The organism is Janthinobacterium sp. C22, from assembly GCF_057919405.1.
Genome location: NZ_CP193659.1, coordinates 325,966 through 343,123, shown reverse-complemented (window position 1 = coordinate 343,123; position 17,158 = coordinate 325,966). Strand labels below are relative to the sequence as shown.

The following is a 17,158-nucleotide window of genomic DNA, read 5'->3' as shown; positions in this document are numbered from 1 at the left end:
TTCATGCTTCATCCTTGATCTTGAATACTTCCACGCCCACGCCTTCGCAGTCGGGATACACGTCCGGTTTCATGCTCGATACGCGCGCGGCGCGTACGCGCGGGTGCGCCAGCATGGCGGCGAGCACGTCGTCGACCAGGCTTTCCTGCAGCTGCACGTGGCCTTGCGCCATGCGCTTGGCGATGGTTTCGCGCATGAAGTCGTAGTCGACCACCTCTTCCAGCTGGTCGTCCTTGGGCGTCGACAGGGCCAGGGGAATGTACAGGTCGACGTTGATGAGGACGCGCTGCTCGCCCTTTTTCTCGAAGTCGTAGACGCCGATGTTGATGAGGACTTCGTAATTGCGCAGGAACAGCCGGCGGCAGTCAAGCAGGCGAGGGTGGGACAGGGCGGACGACATAGTTTTACCTTTTCGGGGATGCTGAATGCGGGTTGTTTGGCAGGGCTGCTGATTATTTGGTCAAAAACATGACGTCGCGCGGCAAGCCGATCAAATGCTGGCCGCCATCGACCAGCAGGGTCGTGCCCGTCAGCGCGCGCGCGCCGGCCACGTAACAGACGCTGTCGGCCACGTCCTCGGGCGTGCTGGAGCGTCCCAGCGGCGTATTTTCATGCGCCTTGGCAAAGTTCGCTGCCGTCTGTTCGCCGGAGACCATGGTGATGCCGGGGGCAATGCCCACCACGCGCACTTTCGGCGCCAGCGCCTGGGCCAGCATGGTGGTCGCCGACAGCAGCGCCGCCTTGGACAGGGTGTACGACAAAAAATCAGGATTGAGATTGTACAGTTTTTGATCCAGCAAGTTGATGACCACGGCTTGCCCGCCTGCCGGGGTGGCATGGTACAGCGCTTGCGCCAGCAGGATGGGGGCGGCCAGGTTGGCGTGCATGTGGGCGTCCAGGGCGGCGAAGGAAAAATCGCCCGCATTGTCGTATTCAAACAACGATGCGTTGTTGACGATGCAAGTGACGGGGCCCAGCGCCGCCTGCGCCTGCGGCAATAGCTGGCGCACGGCGTCTTCCTGCGCCAGGTCGCAGGGGAATGCCTGCGCGCGGCGGCCCAGCGCCGTGATGTCCGCCACCAGGCTGAGCGCTTCGTCGCGCGAGTCGCGGTAATGGACGGCGATATCCCAGCCGTCGCGCGCCAGGCCCAGCGCGATGGCGCGGCCGATGCGCCGCGCCGCGCCCGTGACGAGGGCGACGCGGGGTGTGCTGTCGAATGGCGTTGTCGTTGCTTCTGTCATGTCTTTGTTATGGTTGAGATATTCGGTGGACGCCGCACTGGCGGCATGCGCCGCCGATTCGCTACAATGCGGGTATGTCTCTTCCCGCACCCGATAGCGACGCGCTGGCCGCGTCCCATGCCTTGCAGCACCAGATTGCCGCCGAAATCGCGCGCAATGACGGCGCCATTCCCTTTGTCCGCTTCATGGAACTGGCGCTGTACGCGCCTGACCTCGGTTATTACAGCGGCGGCGCCGCCAAGCTGGGCAAAGATGGCGATTTTACAACCGCGCCGGAGATTTCGCCCCTGTTCGGCGCCACGCTGGCCCATGTGGCAGCCGCTATTATGGCGCAAACGGCCCCGCGCATCCTCGAATTCGGCGCCGGCACGGGCAAGCTGGCTTTCGATATCCTGACGGAAGCGGCGAATGCCGGCATCGCTATCGAACAGTATGCGATCGTCGAATTGTCCGGCGAGTTGCGCGCGCGCCAGGAGCTGGCGCTGGCCGCCTTTCCGCAGGTGGTGTGGCTCGACGGCTTTCCCGACAGTTTTGAAGGCGCCGTGTTCGGCAATGAAGTGCTTGACGCCATGCCCGTCAACCTGATCAGCAAGACGCCGGCCGGCTGGTGCGAGCTCGACGTCGGCATTGCCGATGGCCAGTTCGTCTTTGTCGAACGCCCTGCCGACGCCGACGTGGCCGCGCAGATCGCCGCCCAGGTGCCGGACGCCGATGACTTGCCGGTCGGCTATGTCAGCGAGATCCACGGCGTGGCCTGCGGCTTCATGCGCTCGCTGGCGCGCATGCTGACCAATGGCCAGGGCGGCGCGGCCGTGCTGTTCGATTACGGTTTTCCCGCGCACGAGTATTACTTGGACTTGCGCGCCACGGGCACCTTGATGTGCCATTACCGCCACCACGCCCACGCGGAACCGTTTTATCTGCCCGGCTTGCAGGACATCACGGCCCACGTCGATTTCACGGCCATGGCCGTGGCGGCGCAGGATGCGGGTCTCGATGTGCTCGCGTACATGAACCAGGCATCCTTCCTGCTGGGCGCGGGCATCGGCGACTTGCTGCTGCGCACCGATCCGGAACAGGTCAAGACCTACCTGCCGCAAGCCAGCGCCGTGCAAAAGCTGGTGTCGCCGGCCGAGATGGGGGAATTGTTCAAGGTGCTGGTGGTGGGGCACCAGGTGGCGTTGCCGGAAGCGCTGTTGTCCAGTGACCGCAGTCACCGCCTGTAAGCGCTGGCAATATCAAGGCAGGGCAGTGCCGCCCTGCAATTTCCTGTCCGCCGGTGGTTATTATCTTGTCATATCGTATATGATGACCGACACAGCACGGTTCCATCCTGCAAGAACCCGTCGCCGCGCACCGATTTCAAGATAGAACGATGGGAAAGATACATACACACTATGACAACCTGAAAGTGGCGCGCCTGGCGCCGCAGGAAGTCATACGTGCCGCGTACAAAGCCCTCAGCCAGAAATACCACCCAGACAAGAATCCGGGCGACGAAAAGGCCGCCCGCATCATGGCTATCCTCAACAGCGCCTATGGCACCTTGTCCGATCCACAACGCCGCAAGGAACACGACGAGTGGATCGCCGCCGAGGAGTGGGAAATCGAATGGCTGGAAAGCACCCACCACGAAGAAGGCAAGACCCGCGATGGCCGCGCGAAAGGCCATGCCCAGCCGCATGAGCACGCCTGGGCGCAGGATGTGCCGCCGCCGAAGGGCAAGGCGCGGAGCGGGGCGCAACCCATCTGGCGCAACTGGCGCTGGTGGCTGAGCCTGCTGGTTTGTTTGCTGCTGGGCTGGCTGGGCGCCTTGCTGATGCTCGATACGTCCCAGCCGATGCCGTCCGCGCTGGCGTCGGCCTGGAGCGGCCTGGCCCGCGATGGCGCCAAGCCGCGCCCGGAACCGGCGGCGCCGGGAGCCGGCGCCTTGCTGCCGCCGTCCAAGGCAGAGGCCGTGGCCATCGATAGCTGGGCGGTGGGCAAGCCGTATGCGGCCGAACCCGCGCAGGCGAAGGCGCCCGAGATCCGCGTGCTGGCCGTCTCCCAGCTGAGCCTGAAAGCCAGCCGGCCCGCCTGCGATGGCACCAGCCAGGCCGAGTCGGCGGCGCTGGTGGCGCCGAATGGCGAGCCTTGGCCGGCGCAGTCCGGTTATGTGGATGGCTTCCCGATCGGTAACAAGGGCAATGAACTGAGCTTGACCATCGACAACAGCGGCAATGCGGCGCCCGTGTTCGTCAAGCTGTATGACCAGGAGCGGCGCTCGAATGTGCGTTATCTGTACATCCTGGCCAATGACAAGCTGACGGTGGAGCAGCTCAGCGCGGGCAAGTACGAAGTGCGTTACCAGGCCGTCGGGCCCGGCCAGGACAGTTGCGGCGCCACGCGCAGCGGTGCGTCGGCATCCGCGCCGGCGCCGGCCGTTGGCGAAGGCGGCACGCAGAATCCTGTTGTAAGCAGCATCTAATCTGATTATGCTTGATATGCGTCAACGCAGCGTCCACATCGAACTTATCCCTTAGGAGTATTCATGACCGACCTCAAAGCCGATGCAGATGATAACTGGCTGCTCGACGAAGATGAGCCGGTGGCCAGCCCTGCCGGGCTGGCCGCGCCCGACCAGCGCCTGTGGCGTGTCCTGATCGTCGATGACGACGTCGACGTGCATGCGGTCACGCGGCTGGCGCTGCGCAATGTCAGTTTCAAGGGCCGTGAACTGGAACTGTTTTCCGCCTACAGCGGCCGCGAAGCGTATGACATCCTGCGCGACACGCCCGATATCGCGCTGGTGCTGCTCGACGTGGTGATGGAAACGGATGACGCCGGCCTGATCCTCGCCAAGCGCATCCGCGCCGACCTGAACAACTCCATCGTGCGCGTCGTGCTGCGCACGGGCCAGCCGGGCCAGGCGCCCGAGCAGCGCGTCATCATCGAATACGACATCAACGATTACAAGGCCAAGACGGAGCTGACGACGCAAAAGCTGTTTACCACCGTTATCTCGGCCTTGCGTGCCTATGAGAGCCTGATGATGCTCGAGCGCAGCCGTATCGGCCTGGGCAAGATCCTCGCCGGCGCCACCAATCTGTACCAGATCCATTCCCTGCGCGAATTCGCTTCCGGCGTGCTCAACCAGGTTAGCGCCATCCTCGACGTGGGCGCCGATGGCGTGCTGTGCCTGATGCAGGGCGGCGCCGGGCGGCCCGAGGTGGTGGCCGCCACGGGCACCTATGCCGTGCTGGCCGAGGCCGAAGCCATGCCGGCCGACCACGCGCTCACGCCCACCATCGACAAGGCGTTCGCGGAAAAGCGCAGCCAGTTCGAGCATCCGGCCAACGTGCTGTTCATCCACACGGAAGGCAACCGCGAGCTGGCCATTTCCGTTACGCCGCCGTGGCCGCTGGCGCAGATCCAGCGCGATCTGCTGGAAGTGTTTTGCCAGCGTATCGCGGCCGCCTTCGACAACCTGTACATGTTCGGCCAGCTGCGCAAGGCGCAGGAAGCGACCGTCGTGGCGCTGGCCGACCTGGCCGAGTTCCGCGACAGCGACACGGGCGGCCACGTGCGGCGGGTGCAGCAGCTGTCCGACGCCATCGCCCGGCGCATGCAGCAGCGCGGCGTGTATGCGGACGAGCTCAGCCCGCAGTTGCTCGACATGATCGGCCTGGCCAGCATCCTGCACGACGTGGGCAAGGTGGCCACGCCGGACGCCGTGCTGCTCAAACCGGGCCGGCATACGGACGAGGAGCGCACGCAGATGCAGCTGCACGCCAGCGTCGGGCGCACCATCCTCGAGCGGGCCGCCAACATGGTCGACGGCGTCAGCTACCTCACGTATGGCGCGCAGATCGCCGGCGGCCACCACGAGCATTTCGATGGCGCCGGCTATCCGAACGGCCTGAAGGGGCGCGACATTCCCTTGGCCGCGCGCATCGTCGCCGTGGTCGACGTCTTCGATGCCCTGCTGCATGAGCGGCCGTACAAGGAGCCATGGCCGTATCCGCAGGTGCGCGAATACATCGAGCAGCGCAGCGGCAGCCAGTTCGATCCGGAAGTGGTGACGGCGCTGCTGGACCTGATCGACAACGAGCCGCAACTGTGGCATCCGGAGCGCGCCAACGCTTGAGCGGCAATTGGTGTGGCGTTTTTCGGCGCGGCCCCATTCCCTTGCGCGCGGCGCCGTCATATACTCGGCAGCCTCATGCTGGCCGGCGCCACGCACCAGTGTGGCGCGCCGCGGAGTTTTCGGACATCACGACATGAAAGAACTCAAGGGCCTCAGCGCACTGATCATCGAGCCCCATCCGGGCATGCGCGCCAGCCTGCACAATATGCTCAATCTGTGCGGCCTGGCGAAGATCGATGACGCGGCCAGCTCGGGCCAGGCGATCCGCATGCTGGGCAGCAAATCGTATGATTTGATCCTGTGCGAATACGACCTCGACGGCGGGCAGGATGGCCAGCAGATGCTGGAAGACTTGCGCCACCATAAATTGATGCACGCGTCGACCATGTTTTTCATGGTGACGGGCGAAGGCAGCTTCGCCAAGGTGGTCAGCGCCGTCGAGCTCTTGCCCACCGATTACATCCTCAAACCGTTCACCGCCGACAACATGCTCGAGCGCATAGCCCGCGCGCTGGACAAGCGCAATGCCTTCGTGCCCGTGTATGAACTGATCGACGTGGGTAATGAACGGGCGGCGATTGCCGCCTGCACCGAGGGCGCCAGCCTGTACCCCCGCTATGCCACCGATTTCCTGCGCCTGCGCGCGGAACTGCACCTGCTGCTGGGCGAGGCGGCCGACGCCGAGCCGATCTACGCAGCCCTGTATGAAAGCAAGTCCATCGGCTGGGCGCGCCTGGGGCAGGCCAAGACGCAGTTCCTGCTGGGCGAATACGCGGCGGCGCAGGGCATGCTGGAAGGGCTGCTGGAAAACAACAAGCGCTTCCTCGACGCCTATGACTGGCTGGCGCGCACGCATCTGGCGCAAGGCAAGCCGGAATTGGCGCAAGCGGCCCTGAGCGAGGCGGTGGCCCTGTCGCCGCACGCCGTGCGCCGCTTGCGCCGCCTGGGCGAGGCGGCCCTGGCGGCCGACGATATCGAGATGGCGGAAAAATCCCTCAAACTGGTGGTCAGCAAGGCCAAATATTCGGAATTCCGCGATCCGGAAGACCATGTGCGCCTGGTGCAGACCCTGGTGCGCAAGGGCGATCCCTTGCAGGCGGGGGCCGTGATCCGCGACCTCGACAAGTCGATGGGCGGGCAAAAGAATGCGGAACTGTGCAGCGCCTTGTGCAGCGCCATGCTGCATGCGCATACGGGCAACGCGGAACGCCTGCAGCAATCGCTGGACGCGGCCCTGGCCGCCAACCGTCACAGCGTGGGCGGCTCGAACATGCTGAAAACCGAGCTGGCGCGCCACTGCCTGGCGCATGGGCGCGAGGATGGCGCGGCCGAGGTGATGCGCGAAGTCATGCGCAATGCGCCCGACAGCGCGGCCATGACGCGCGCCATGGCCGTCTTCGAGCAGGCGGGGCGCGACGAGCTGGCCAAGGCGCTGGCGCGGCAAAGCCGCCAGGAAGTGGCCGACATGGTGGCGGCCGGCGCGGCGAAGGCGGGCGAGGGCGATTTCCGCGGCGCCGTCGATCTCATGGGCGAGGCCGTCACGCGCCTGCCCGACAATCCGCAAGTGGTCTTCAATGCGGCCGTGGCCGTGCTGAAATGCCTGGAACATGAGGGATGGGATGAGCGCATGGGGCAGCAGGCGCTGACCTTTATCGCCGGCGTGCGCCGGCTGGACCCGCGCAACCCCAAATTGCCCGTATTGTCGGGCCTGCATCAGCAGTTGTTGCGCAAATATAAGCCGCTGGGCAATTCCTGGATGCATCCGCCTGACGCACGGTAAATGGGGAAAATGCGGGGCGAATGACGGGAAAATGCGGCTTGGCGGCAGGGATGATAAAAAATGCGAAAAAAGTCGACTTTTTCGCGCCAACCCTTGCACTTTCTCAAATCGGGAGCTTATAATCACGCCCCGAAGCAGCCAACTTCTTCTTTATACGCAAATGCAGCAGTCAGGCATCGGTAAATAAGGTTGACAGTTGTGAGTAGATGCTTCATACTCTGCGGTTCCCGCGGAGGGGTGGCCGAGTGGTTAAAGGCGACAGACTGTAAATCTGTTCTCTATGAGTACGCTGGTTCGAATCCAGCCCCCTCCACCAAGTTTTTGCAAGGAAAACTGGGTAGTAGCAAAAGTAAGTGAAGATAATGTGAACGATACCTCGCGGGTGTAGCTCAATGGTAGAGCAGAAGCCTTCCAAGCTTACGACGAGGGTTCGATTCCCTTCACCCGCTCCAGTTTCCGTTCAGATGCTTGATGCATCGCATGCAACAAATTACAGCCCTTGTAGCTCAGTGGTAGAGCACTCCCTTGGTAAGGGAGAGGCCACGTGTTCGATCCACGTCAAGGGCACCAGAATTCGCAGCAGGCAGCACAGAAGCAATTCAAACCAGACCGTCGGGCGTGTGCCTGAGCAATCTAATCAAATCATTAGGAGTTCAAAATGGCAAAAGGTAAATTCGAACGGACCAAGCCGCACGTCAACGTCGGCACCATCGGCCACGTCGACCACGGTAAAACCACGCTGACCGCTGCAATCGCAACGGTTCTGTCGAAGAAATTCGGCGGCGAAGCCAAAGCATACGACCAGATCGATGCGGCTCCAGAAGAAAAAGCGCGCGGTATCACGATCAACACCGCCCACGTCGAGTACGAAACGGAAACGCGTCACTACGCGCACGTTGACTGCCCAGGCCACGCCGACTACATCAAGAACATGATTACCGGTGCTGCCCAGATGGACGGCGCGATCCTGGTGTGCTCCGCAGCTGACGGCCCAATGCCACAGACCCGCGAACACATCCTGCTGGCCCGCCAAGTTGGCGTTCCATACATCATCGTGTTCCTGAACAAGTGCGACCTGGTCGACGACGCAGAGCTGCTGGAACTGGTTGAAATGGAAGTGCGCGAGCTGTTGTCGAAGTACGAATTCCCAGGCGACGACCTGCCTATCATCAAAGGTTCGGCACGTATGGCGCTGGAAGGCAAAGAAGGCGAGATGGGCGTGGACGCAGTGCTGCGTCTGGCCGATGCGCTGGATGCCTACATCCCAACGCCAGAGCGCGCTGTTGACGGTGCCTTCCTGATGCCAGTGGAAGACGTGTTCTCGATCTCGGGCCGCGGTACCGTGGTGACCGGTCGTATCGAGCGCGGCATCATCAAGGTCGGCGAAGAGATCGAAATCGTCGGCATCACCGATACCGTCAAGACGACTTGCACCGGCGTGGAAATGTTCCGCAAGCTGCTGGACCAAGGTCAAGCAGGCGACAACGTTGGTCTGCTGCTGCGCGGCACCAAGCGTGAAGACGTGCAACGTGGTCAAGTGCTGGCCAAGCCAGGCTCGATCAAGCCGCACGCCCACTTCACCGGCGAGATCTATGTTTTGTCGAAAGACGAAGGCGGCCGTCATACGCCATTCTTCAACAACTATCGTCCACAGTTCTACTTCCGCACGACGGACGTGACCGGTTCGATCGAGTTGCCAGCAGACAAAGAAATGGTCATGCCAGGCGATAACGTGTCGATCACCGTCAAGCTGATCAACCCGATCGCGATGGAAGAAGGTCTGCGCTTCGCTATCCGCGAAGGCGGTCGTACCGTCGGCGCCGGCGTGGTTGCAAAAATCCTCGCATAAGGAAATGTTATGCTTCCACCCGGGGCGTCCTGGGTGGTAGAATAGCACTCCTCGAAAGTTTTACGTAGGGACGTAGCTCAATTGGCAGAGCGTCGGTCTCCAAAACCGAAGGTTGGGGGTTCGATGCCCTCCGTCCCTGCCACCGTCAAGGTGCAGGGCACCGAAAGTAGAAAAATGTCAAATCAATCCGTGCAAACCGTTAGCACGTCGAGTGACAAGATAAAAGTCGCGCTGGCAATAGTGGCTGCGATTGCAGGAGTAGTCGGGTTTTATTACCTGGCAGGCCAACCAGCTCTGGTGCGTGCAAGCGCGCTTGTGGCTGGTTTGGTTATTGCTGTTGCGCTCTTGTATGTCTCGACGACCGGCCGTGAATTTCTCAATTTCGCCAAAGAAGCTGTGCGCGAAACCAAGAAAGTCGTATGGCCTACCCGCAAAGAAGCCACGCAGATTACTGCGATCGTGTTTGCCTTTGTGTTGGTCATGGCGATTTTCCTGTGGGGCACGGATAAATTGCTCGAGTTTTTGTTGTATGACGTAATTCTGGGTTGGAAAAAATAATGAGCGAAAATGTGCATGATGAAGCGGCGGACGAGTCCGTTCCGGGCGACGCTCCGGTAGCGGACACTGGTGCAGCGCTGAGCGTGCCAGTGAGCAGCAAGCGCTGGTATGTCGTGCATGCTTATTCCGGCATGGAAAAAAGCGTCATGCGCGCACTGACCGAGCGCATCGAGCGCGCGGGCATGCAAGACCAGTTCGGCCAGATCCTGGTGCCGATCGAAGAAGTCGTCGAAGTCAAGAATGGCGTGAAATCCGTCACCGAACGTCGTTTCTATCCTGGCTATGTGCTGGTTGAAATGGAAATGACGGACGAGAGCTGGCACTTGGTCAAGAACACCAGCAAGGTTACCGGTTTCATCGGTGGCAAGTCGAACAAGCCGACGCCGATCTCCGCGCGCGAAATCGATGCCATCATGCGCCAGATGCAGGAAGGGGTTGAAAAGCCCCGTCCCAAAACCTTGTACGAGGTGGGCGAGCAAGTGCGCATCAAGGATGGTCCGTTCACGGACTTCAACGGCAATGTCGAAGAAGTCAACTACGAGAAATCCAAAGTGCGCGTCTCGGTCACCATCTTCGGCCGTGCTACCCCGGTAGAGCTCGAATTCGGCCAGGTCGAAAAAGTTTAAGTTGTATCAGCGCCACCAGGAGCGCCGCAGCGGTCTCAGCGAAATCCGGTCAGAGGAGCCCCGCCAGGGTAGGATCGGCGGGGCGCTACTACTCAATCCAAGATAGGAGCCATCATGGCAAAGAAAATCATTGGTTTTATCAAGCTGCAAGTGCCAGCTGGTAAAGCAAACCCATCCCCACCAATCGGTCCAGCTCTGGGTCAACGTGGTCTGAACATCATGGAATTCTGCAAGGCCTTCAATGCACAGACCCAAGGTCTGGAGCCAGGCATGCCGATTCCAGTCGTGATCACCGCGTTTGCGGACAAGTCCTTCACGTTCGTGATGAAGACGCCTCCAGCAACCTACCTGATCAAAAAAGCTGCTGCAATCACCAAAGGTTCGCCGAAGCCACATACCGACAAAGTCGGTACGCTGACCCGCGCACAAGCTGAAGAAATCGCTAAATTGAAAACCCCTGATCTGACCGCTGCCGACATGGATGCTGCTGTACGCACCATCGCTGGTTCCGCTCGTTCGATCGGTATCACGGTGGAAGGTGTTGTATAATGGCTAAGTTATCCAAACGTATCAAGGCTTTGAAAGCCAAAGTCGACCGTACCAAAGTGTACGCCTTCGACAACGCTGTCGCTCTGATCAAAGAGTGCGCAACGGCCAAGTTCAATGAATCGATCGACGTATCGGTACAACTGGGCGTTGATCCTAAGAAATCCGACCAAGTGGTGCGCGGCTCCGTCGTGCTGCCAGCTGGCACCGGCAAAACCGTACGCGTGGCAGTATTCGCGTCGGGCGAAAAAGCGGAAGCTGCCAAGGCAGCTGGCGCCGACATCGTCGGTATGGAAGACCTGGCTGAGCAGATCAAAGCCGGCGACATGCCTTTCGATATCGTTATCGCTTCGCCAGATACCATGCGTATCGTTGGTACCCTGGGTCAGATCCTGGGCCCACGCGGCATGATGCCTAACCCGAAAGTCGGCACTGTTACTCCTGACGTCGCTACCGCCGTGAAAAACGCGAAAGCCGGTCAAGTTCAGTACCGTACCGACAAGTCCGGTATCATCCACGCTACCATCGGCCGTAAATCGTTCGCTGACGCAGATCTGAAATCGAATCTGGTCGCACTGATCGACGCACTGAACAAAGCCAAGCCAGCATCGAGCAAAGGCGTGTACCTGCGCAAAGTTTCGCTGTCGTCGACCATGGGCGCTGGCGTCCGTGTTGACCAGGCTAGCCTGGCAGCTTAAGTAACAGAATCAAGTCCTGTAGCGCCTTCGGGCGCTGCGGGCGCATCTTTGGGCTGTCTGCCCGGTGTCCGCACCAGGCAGGCAGACAATCAAAGACCGTTGGGCCGACTGCGATCGCACATGCAGAAGGTTAATAGGCTTGCCGGCAACGGCAAGTGCCCAACGCAGATGGTGTACCCGAACAAGTTTTGTAGTCCTCATGCTGCGTGAATCCATCCGCTCAGTTTAGTACTTCTTGACTTCGGACGCCGTGTTCGAACCGATGCAAGGCGCTCAACCACTCGGTTGTGATTGCCGAACATCATTTAAGGAGGTTGACCGTGAGTCTCAATCTGAATGACAAAAAGGCCGTCGTCGCCGAAGTTTCCGCACAAGTAGCAAATGCGCAAACGATCGTCGTGGCCGAATATCGTGGCATCCAGGTTGGTCACTTGACGCAACTGCGTGCTAAAGCGCGTGCCCAAGGCGTGTACCTGCGTGTGTTGAAAAACACTCTGGCTCGTCGCTCCGTTGAAGGTACCGCATTCGCCAGCCTGGCAGATGCCATGACCGGCCCGTTGATCTACTCGATCTCGGCCGATGCCGTTGCAGCAGCTAAAGTCATCGCTGACTTCGCTAAAACCAACGACAAACTGGTCATCAAAGCAGGTAACTACGCAGGCAAGCCGCTGGATACAGCTGCTGTCACCGCGTTGGCGAGCATTCCTAGCCGTGAAGTCCTCATTTCGCAGTTGTTGGGCGTTATGCTGGCTCCGGTTTCGGGCTTTGCACGTGGTCTGGCTGCCCTGGCAGCGAAAAAAGGCGAAGGCGCCGAAGCTCCTGCAGAAGCAGCAGCAGAAGAAGCCCCAGCAGCCGCTTAATTGCGCGCGCTTTTTTCTCTCAGTACCAATCTGATGTAACTAACGTAATAAATTTAGGAGTTTCAAAATGGCAATTAGCAAAGACGATATCCTGGAAGCAGTTAGCGCCATGTCCGTAATGGACCTGAACGACCTGGTTAAAGCATTCGAAGAAAAATTCGGCGTGTCCGCAGCAGCGATGGCTTCGGCCGGTCCTGCAGCAGGCCCAGCAGCAGCTGCTGAAGAGCAAACCGAGTTCAACGTTGTTCTGGACACCTTCGGCGCAAACAAAGTTGGCGTCATTAAAGCAGTTCGCGAAATCACCGGCCTGGGCTTGAAAGAAGCTAAAGACCTGGTCGATGGCGCACCAAAAACTGTGAAAGAAGCAGTGTCGAAAGCTGACGCTGAAGCTGCAGTGAAGAAACTGGTTGAAGCCGGCGCAACCGCTTCGATGAAGTAATATCTGTACTGGCGTCAGTTAGCGCCCGAGTCAAAGTCTGAGGTTTCCCCTCGCAAGGGGGAATCCGACTTTGGCTCCTTTGTCGTCTGCATCGTATTTGTCATGTAGTTGTAGCAGCAGTTTTTATTCGATTCAAGCCGGAAAGCAGAGCCTTGAGGTTTCGTCTGTGTCACACGCAGCGGTGCAAACGAACACTTGCAAAACCTGAATTTTCTATCCTTTCTGTCACTCACGGAGTGTCCATGCACTACTCATTTACTGAGAAGAAACGCATTCGCAAATCATTCGCGAAGCGCGCCAACGTTCACCACGTTCCGTTCCTGCTGGCGACCCAGCTCGAGTCTTATCATAGCTTCTTGCAAGAGGACATAGCACCGTCCGGCCGCAAGAATGATGGCCTGCAGTCGGCTTTCACCTCGATTTTCCCTATCGTGTCGCACAATGGTTTTGCGCGTCTCGAATTCTTGTCGTACGTTCTGGGCGATCCTGCCTTTGACGTCAAAGAATGTCAACAACGTGGCCTGACGTTCGCGTCGCCGCTGCGCGCGAAAGTGCGCCTGGTGATCCTGGACAAGGAATCGCCAACCAAGCCCGTCGTCAAAGAGATGAAGGAACAGGAAGTCTACATGGGCGAATTGCCGCTCATGACGACCACTGGTTCGTTCGTGATCAACGGCACGGAGCGGGTTATCGTTTCCCAGTTGCACCGTTCGCCTGGCGTGTTCTTCGAGCACGACCGCGGCAAGACTCACTCGTCCGGCAAGCTGCTGTTCTCCGCGCGTATCATTCCTTACCGCGGTTCGTGGCTGGACTTCGAGTTCGACCCGAAAGACATCCTGTTCTTCCGCGTCGACCGCCGCCGCAAGATGCCAGTGACGATTTTGCTCAAAGCCATCGGCATGTCGCACGAGCAAATCCTGGCCAATTTCTTTGTCTTCGACAATTTCAACCTGCGCTCCGAAGGCGCGGAAATGGAATTCGTCTCCGAGCGCCTGCGCGGCGAAGTGGCGCGTTTCGACATCGTCGACAAGTCGGGCAAGACCCTGGTGCTGAAAGACAAGCGTATCAACGCGAAACACGTGCGTGATATCGAAGCTGCCGGCATCAAGCACATTTCCGTACCGGAAGACTACCTGCTGGGCCGCGTATTGGCGAAGAATATCGTCGATGGCGACACCGGCGAAGTCGTCGCTTCCGCGAACGATGAGCTGACGGAAGACCTGCTGGGCCGCCTGCGCGATGCCAACATCTCCGAAATCCAAACGTTGTACACCAACGACCTGGATCAGGGCGCCTACATCTCGCAAACCCTGCGTATCGACGACACCGCCGACCAGATGGCTGCGAAAGTGGCGATCTACCGCATGATGCGTCCAGGCGAACCGCCAACGGAAGACTCCGTTGAAGCGCTGTTCAATGGCCTGTTCTACAACTCGGACCGCTACGACCTGTCGGCCGTGGGCCGCATGAAGTTCAACCGCCGCATTGGCCGCGATGAACTGACGGGCGCCATGACCCTGTCGAACGAAGACGTGCTGGCCGTGATCAAGATCCTGGTGGAACTGCGCAATGGCCGCGGCGAAGTCGACGATATCGATCACCTGGGTAACCGTCGCGTACGTTGCGTGGGCGAACTGGCCGAGAATCAATTCCGCGCCGGCCTGGTGCGTGTTGAGCGCGCCGTCAAGGAACGCCTCGGTCAAGCCGAAGCGGACAACCTGATGCCGCACGACCTGATCAACTCGAAGCCGATTTCGGCCGCGATTCGCGAGTTCTTCGGTTCGTCCCAGCTGTCGCAGTTCATGGACCAAACCAATCCTCTGTCGGAAATTACCCACAAGCGCCGCGTATCGGCTCTGGGACCCGGCGGTCTGACACGCGAACGCGCCGGCTTTGAAGTGCGCGACGTGCATCCGACCCACTACGGCCGCGTCTGCCCGATCGAGACACCGGAAGGTCCGAACATTGGTCTGATCAACTCGCTGGCTCTGTACGCCCGCCTGAATGAATACGGCTTCCTGGAAACCCCGTACCGCAAGGTCGAAGGCTCCAAGATTACCGATCAGATCGACTACCTGTCCGCCATCGAAGAAGGCCGCTACATCATCGCTCAGGCGAATGCGACCATCAACGACGAAGGCATGCTGTCCGATGAACTGGTCTCGGCCCGTGAAGCCGGCGAAACCATCCTGGTATCCCCAGAGCGCATCCAGTACATGGACGTGGCGCCGGGCCAGATCGTTTCCGTCGCTGCCTCGCTGATTCCGTTCCTCGAACACGATGATGCGAACCGTGCATTGATGGGCGCCAACATGCAACGCCAGGCCGTGCCTTGCTTGCGTCCGGAAAAAGCGCTGGTCGGTACCGGTATCGAACGCACCGTTGCGGTCGACTCGGGCACCACCGTGCAAGCCTTGCGTGGCGGTATCGTCGATTACATCGATGCGGGCCGTGTCGTGATTCGCGTCAACGATGACGAAGCGCAAGCTGGTGAAGTGGGCGTCGACATCTACAACCTGATCAAGTACACCCGTTCGAACCAGAACACCAACATCAACCAGCGTCCTATCGTGCAAGTGGGCGACCGCGTCGCCAAGCGCGACGTGATCGCCGACGGCGCATCGACCGACCTGGGTGAATTGGCGCTGGGCCAGAACATGACCGTGGCCTTCATGCCATGGAATGGTCTGAACTTCGAAGATTCGATCCTGATCTCGGAAAACGTCGTCAAGGACGACCGCTACACTTCGATTCACATCGAAGAGTTGTCGGTGGTGGCCCGTGACACGAAACTGGGCGCGGAAGAAATTACGCGCGACATCTCGAACCTGGCTGAAAATCAGCTGGCACGTCTGGATGAGTCCGGTATCGTCTACATCGGCGCGGAAGTGCAGGCAGGCGACACCCTGGTCGGTAAAGTGACGCCAAAAGGCGAAACCCAGCTGACCCCGGAAGAGAAGCTGCTGCGCGCGATCTTCGGCGAAAAAGCGTCGGACGTGAAAGACACCTCGCTGCGCGTGCCTTCGGGCATGATCGGTACCGTGATCGACGTGCAAGTCTTCACCCGTGAAGGCATCGTGCGCGACAAGCGTGCCCAGCAAATTATCGATGACGAACTGAAACGCTTCCGTCTGGACTTGAACGACCAGATGCGTATCGTGGAAGGCGATGCCTTCCAGCGTCTGGAAAAAATGCTGATCGGCAAAGTCGTCAACGGCGGCCCGAAAAAGCTGGCCAAAGGCGCCAAGATCACCAAGGAATACCTGGCCGATCTGGACAAATACCACTGGTTCGACATCCGCCCTGCGGACGACGATGCGGCGGTAGCGCTGGAAGCGATCAAGGAATCGATCAACGAGAAGCGTCACCAGTTCGATCTGGCCTTCGAAGAGAAGCGCAAGAAACTGACGCAAGGCGATGAGCTGCAACCAGGCGTGCAAAAAATGGTCAAGGTCTACCTGGCCGTGAAACGCCGCCTGCAGTCGGGCGACAAGATGGCAGGTCGCCACGGTAACAAGGGTGTGGTTTCCCGTATTGTTCCTGTGGAAGACATGCCATACATGGCCGACGGCACGCCAGCCGACGTTGTGCTGAACCCGCTGGGCGTTCCTTCGCGGATGAACGTTGGTCAGATTCTCGAGACGCACTTGGGCTGGGCTGCCAAGGGTCTGGGTATCCGCATCGGCGAAATGCTGAAGGCGCAAACCAAGGTCGAGCAAGTGCGCAAGTACCTGACGACGATCTACAACGACAACGGCCGCGCGGAAGAGCTGAACGACTTCGACGACGAAGAGATCATGAAGCTGGCGGAAAACCTGAAAAAGGTGTTCCGTTCGCCACGCCAGTGTTCGACGGTGCGAATGAAGAAGAGATCCGCCGCATGCTGGACCTGGCGTATCCGGACGACATCGCCAAGAACCTGGGCATGACCGCATCGAAAAACCAGGTGACCATGTATGACGGTCGCACCGGTGAAGCGTTCGAGCGCAAGGTTACTGTCGGTGTCATGCACATGCTGAAACTGCATCACTTGGTCGATGACAAGATGCATGCGCGTTCGACCGGTCCTTACTCGCTGGTGACGCAACAGCCACTGGGCGGTAAAGCCCAGTTCGGTGGTCAGCGTTTCGGTGAGATGGAAGTCTGGGCACTGGAAGCGTATGGCGCGTCGTATGTCTTGCAAGAGATGTTGACCGTCAAGTCCGATGACGTGAATGGCCGTACCAAAGTGTACGAGAACCTCGTCAAGGGCGACCACGTGATCGACGCCGGCATGCCGGAATCGTTCAACGTGCTGGTCAAGGAAATCCGTTCGCTCGGTATCGATATCGACCTCGAACGCAACTAAACGACAGCACCCTGTCATTTGGTTTGGGAAACACAAAGCCCGGCTGGGAAACCACGCCGGGCAATGTAGTCTCAGGAATATAGAAAT

General features: G+C 59.7%; 13 protein-coding genes, 4 tRNA genes and 1 pseudogene. 16 read left to right on the top strand and 2 right to left on the bottom strand.

The features are described from left to right. Window position 1 precedes the first annotated feature (1 nt). Window positions 2-400: a dihydroneopterin aldolase gene (locus ACRHIG_RS01495; RefSeq protein ID WP_086140320.1), complete on the bottom strand. Its 399-nt coding sequence runs from the start codon at window positions 398-400 to the stop codon at window positions 2-4. Between the two features lie 52 nt (window positions 401-452). After that, on the bottom strand, window positions 453-1,241 hold the full coding sequence (locus ACRHIG_RS01490; protein WP_475415903.1) for an SDR family oxidoreductase: 789 nt from the start codon (window positions 1,239-1,241) through the stop codon (window positions 453-455). Between the two features lie 74 nt (window positions 1,242-1,315). On the opposite strand from ACRHIG_RS01490, the gene ACRHIG_RS01485 reads away from it, so the two are divergent. The 16 genes and pseudogenes from ACRHIG_RS01485 to rpoB all read left to right on the top strand — a co-directional run bounded on the left by ACRHIG_RS01485 (window position 1,316) and on the right by rpoB (window position 17,071). Then, a complete protein-coding gene (locus ACRHIG_RS01485; protein ID WP_489629169.1) occupies window positions 1,316-2,467 on the top strand; it encodes a class I SAM-dependent methyltransferase in 1,152 nt (383 codons plus the stop codon). A gap of 149 nt (window positions 2,468-2,616) precedes the next feature. Beyond that, window positions 2,617-3,708: a J domain-containing protein gene (locus ACRHIG_RS01480; RefSeq protein WP_475415905.1), complete on the top strand. Its 1,092-nt coding sequence runs from the start codon at window positions 2,617-2,619 to the stop codon at window positions 3,706-3,708. A gap of 63 nt (window positions 3,709-3,771) precedes the next feature. Then, complete coding sequence (locus ACRHIG_RS01475; RefSeq protein ID WP_475415906.1) at window positions 3,772-5,367, top strand: DUF3369 domain-containing protein; 1,596 nt, start codon at window positions 3,772-3,774, stop codon at window positions 5,365-5,367. 133 nt (window positions 5,368-5,500) lie between these two features. Further along, entirely contained in the window at window positions 5,501-7,147 is a 1,647-nt protein-coding gene (locus ACRHIG_RS01470) for a response regulator (RefSeq protein WP_475415907.1), read from the top strand. 231 nt (window positions 7,148-7,378) lie between these two features. Then, window positions 7,379-7,463, top strand: a tRNA-Tyr gene (locus tag ACRHIG_RS01465). A gap of 62 nt (window positions 7,464-7,525) precedes the next feature. Then, window positions 7,526-7,599, top strand: a tRNA-Gly gene (locus ACRHIG_RS01460). Window positions 7,600-7,642: 43 nt separating this feature from the next. Further along, a tRNA-Thr gene (locus tag ACRHIG_RS01455) sits at window positions 7,643-7,717 on the top strand. Window positions 7,718-7,805: 88 nt separating this feature from the next. After that, window positions 7,806-8,996, top strand: a complete 1,191-nt coding sequence (gene tuf, locus ACRHIG_RS01450) for an elongation factor Tu (protein ID WP_100428800.1) — start codon at window positions 7,806-7,808, stop codon at window positions 8,994-8,996. Window positions 8,997-9,062: 66 nt separating this feature from the next. After that, window positions 9,063-9,138, top strand: a tRNA-Trp gene (locus ACRHIG_RS01445). A 32-nt stretch (window positions 9,139-9,170) separates the two neighbouring features. Further along, window positions 9,171-9,554 carry a preprotein translocase subunit SecE gene (gene secE / locus ACRHIG_RS01440; protein WP_010394308.1) on the top strand — a complete coding sequence of 128 codons (384 nt, stop codon included), beginning with the start codon at window positions 9,171-9,173 and terminating at the stop codon, window positions 9,552-9,554. Further along, complete coding sequence (gene nusG, locus ACRHIG_RS01435; protein ID WP_076565135.1) at window positions 9,554-10,180, top strand: transcription termination/antitermination protein NusG; 627 nt, start codon at window positions 9,554-9,556, stop codon at window positions 10,178-10,180. Before secE ends, nusG begins: the two co-directional genes overlap by 1 nt. 114 nt (window positions 10,181-10,294) lie before the next feature. Further along, window positions 10,295-10,729 (top strand): 50S ribosomal protein L11, encoded by a 435-nt coding sequence (rplK, locus tag ACRHIG_RS01430; protein WP_034753131.1) that lies wholly within the window; start codon window positions 10,295-10,297, stop codon window positions 10,727-10,729. Continuing rightward, entirely contained in the window at window positions 10,729-11,424 is a 696-nt protein-coding gene (rplA, locus tag ACRHIG_RS01425; protein WP_034753134.1) for a 50S ribosomal protein L1, read from the top strand. Before rplK ends, rplA begins: the two co-directional genes overlap by 1 nt. A gap of 320 nt (window positions 11,425-11,744) precedes the next feature. Beyond that, on the top strand, window positions 11,745-12,284 hold the full coding sequence (gene rplJ / locus ACRHIG_RS01420; protein WP_034753621.1) for a 50S ribosomal protein L10: 540 nt from the start codon (window positions 11,745-11,747) through the stop codon (window positions 12,282-12,284). A gap of 67 nt (window positions 12,285-12,351) precedes the next feature. Then, window positions 12,352-12,723, top strand: coding sequence for a 50S ribosomal protein L7/L12 (gene rplL / locus ACRHIG_RS01415; RefSeq protein ID WP_070223390.1), 372 nt, complete (start codon window positions 12,352-12,354; stop codon window positions 12,721-12,723). A gap of 242 nt (window positions 12,724-12,965) precedes the next feature. After that, window positions 12,966-17,071, top strand: a pseudogene (gene rpoB / locus ACRHIG_RS01410) (DNA-directed RNA polymerase subunit beta). Window positions 17,072-17,158 lie beyond the last annotated feature (87 nt).

Excerpts from the sequence above, each read along its gene's own strand:
- ACRHIG_RS01495 (WP_086140320.1), bottom strand. The coding sequence starts at position 400 with ATGTCGTCCGCCCTGTCCCACCCTCGCCTGCTTGACTGCCGCCGGCTG.
- ACRHIG_RS01490 (WP_475415903.1), bottom strand. The coding sequence starts at position 1,241 with ATGACAGAAGCAACGACAACGCCATTCGACAGCACACCCCGCGTCGCC.
- ACRHIG_RS01485 (WP_489629169.1), top strand. The coding sequence starts at position 1,316 with ATGTCTCTTCCCGCACCCGATAGCGACGCGCTGGCCGCGTCCCATGCC.
- ACRHIG_RS01480 (WP_475415905.1), top strand. The coding sequence starts at position 2,617 with ATGGGAAAGATACATACACACTATGACAACCTGAAAGTGGCGCGCCTG.
- ACRHIG_RS01475 (WP_475415906.1), top strand. The coding sequence starts at position 3,772 with ATGACCGACCTCAAAGCCGATGCAGATGATAACTGGCTGCTCGACGAA.
- ACRHIG_RS01470 (WP_475415907.1), top strand. The coding sequence starts at position 5,501 with ATGAAAGAACTCAAGGGCCTCAGCGCACTGATCATCGAGCCCCATCCG.
- tuf (WP_100428800.1), top strand. The coding sequence starts at position 7,806 with ATGGCAAAAGGTAAATTCGAACGGACCAAGCCGCACGTCAACGTCGGC.
- secE (WP_010394308.1), top strand. The coding sequence starts at position 9,171 with ATGTCAAATCAATCCGTGCAAACCGTTAGCACGTCGAGTGACAAGATA.
- nusG (WP_076565135.1), top strand. The coding sequence starts at position 9,554 with ATGAGCGAAAATGTGCATGATGAAGCGGCGGACGAGTCCGTTCCGGGC.
- rplK (WP_034753131.1), top strand. The coding sequence starts at position 10,295 with ATGGCAAAGAAAATCATTGGTTTTATCAAGCTGCAAGTGCCAGCTGGT.
- rplA (WP_034753134.1), top strand. The coding sequence starts at position 10,729 with ATGGCTAAGTTATCCAAACGTATCAAGGCTTTGAAAGCCAAAGTCGAC.
- rplL (WP_070223390.1), top strand. The coding sequence starts at position 12,352 with ATGGCAATTAGCAAAGACGATATCCTGGAAGCAGTTAGCGCCATGTCC.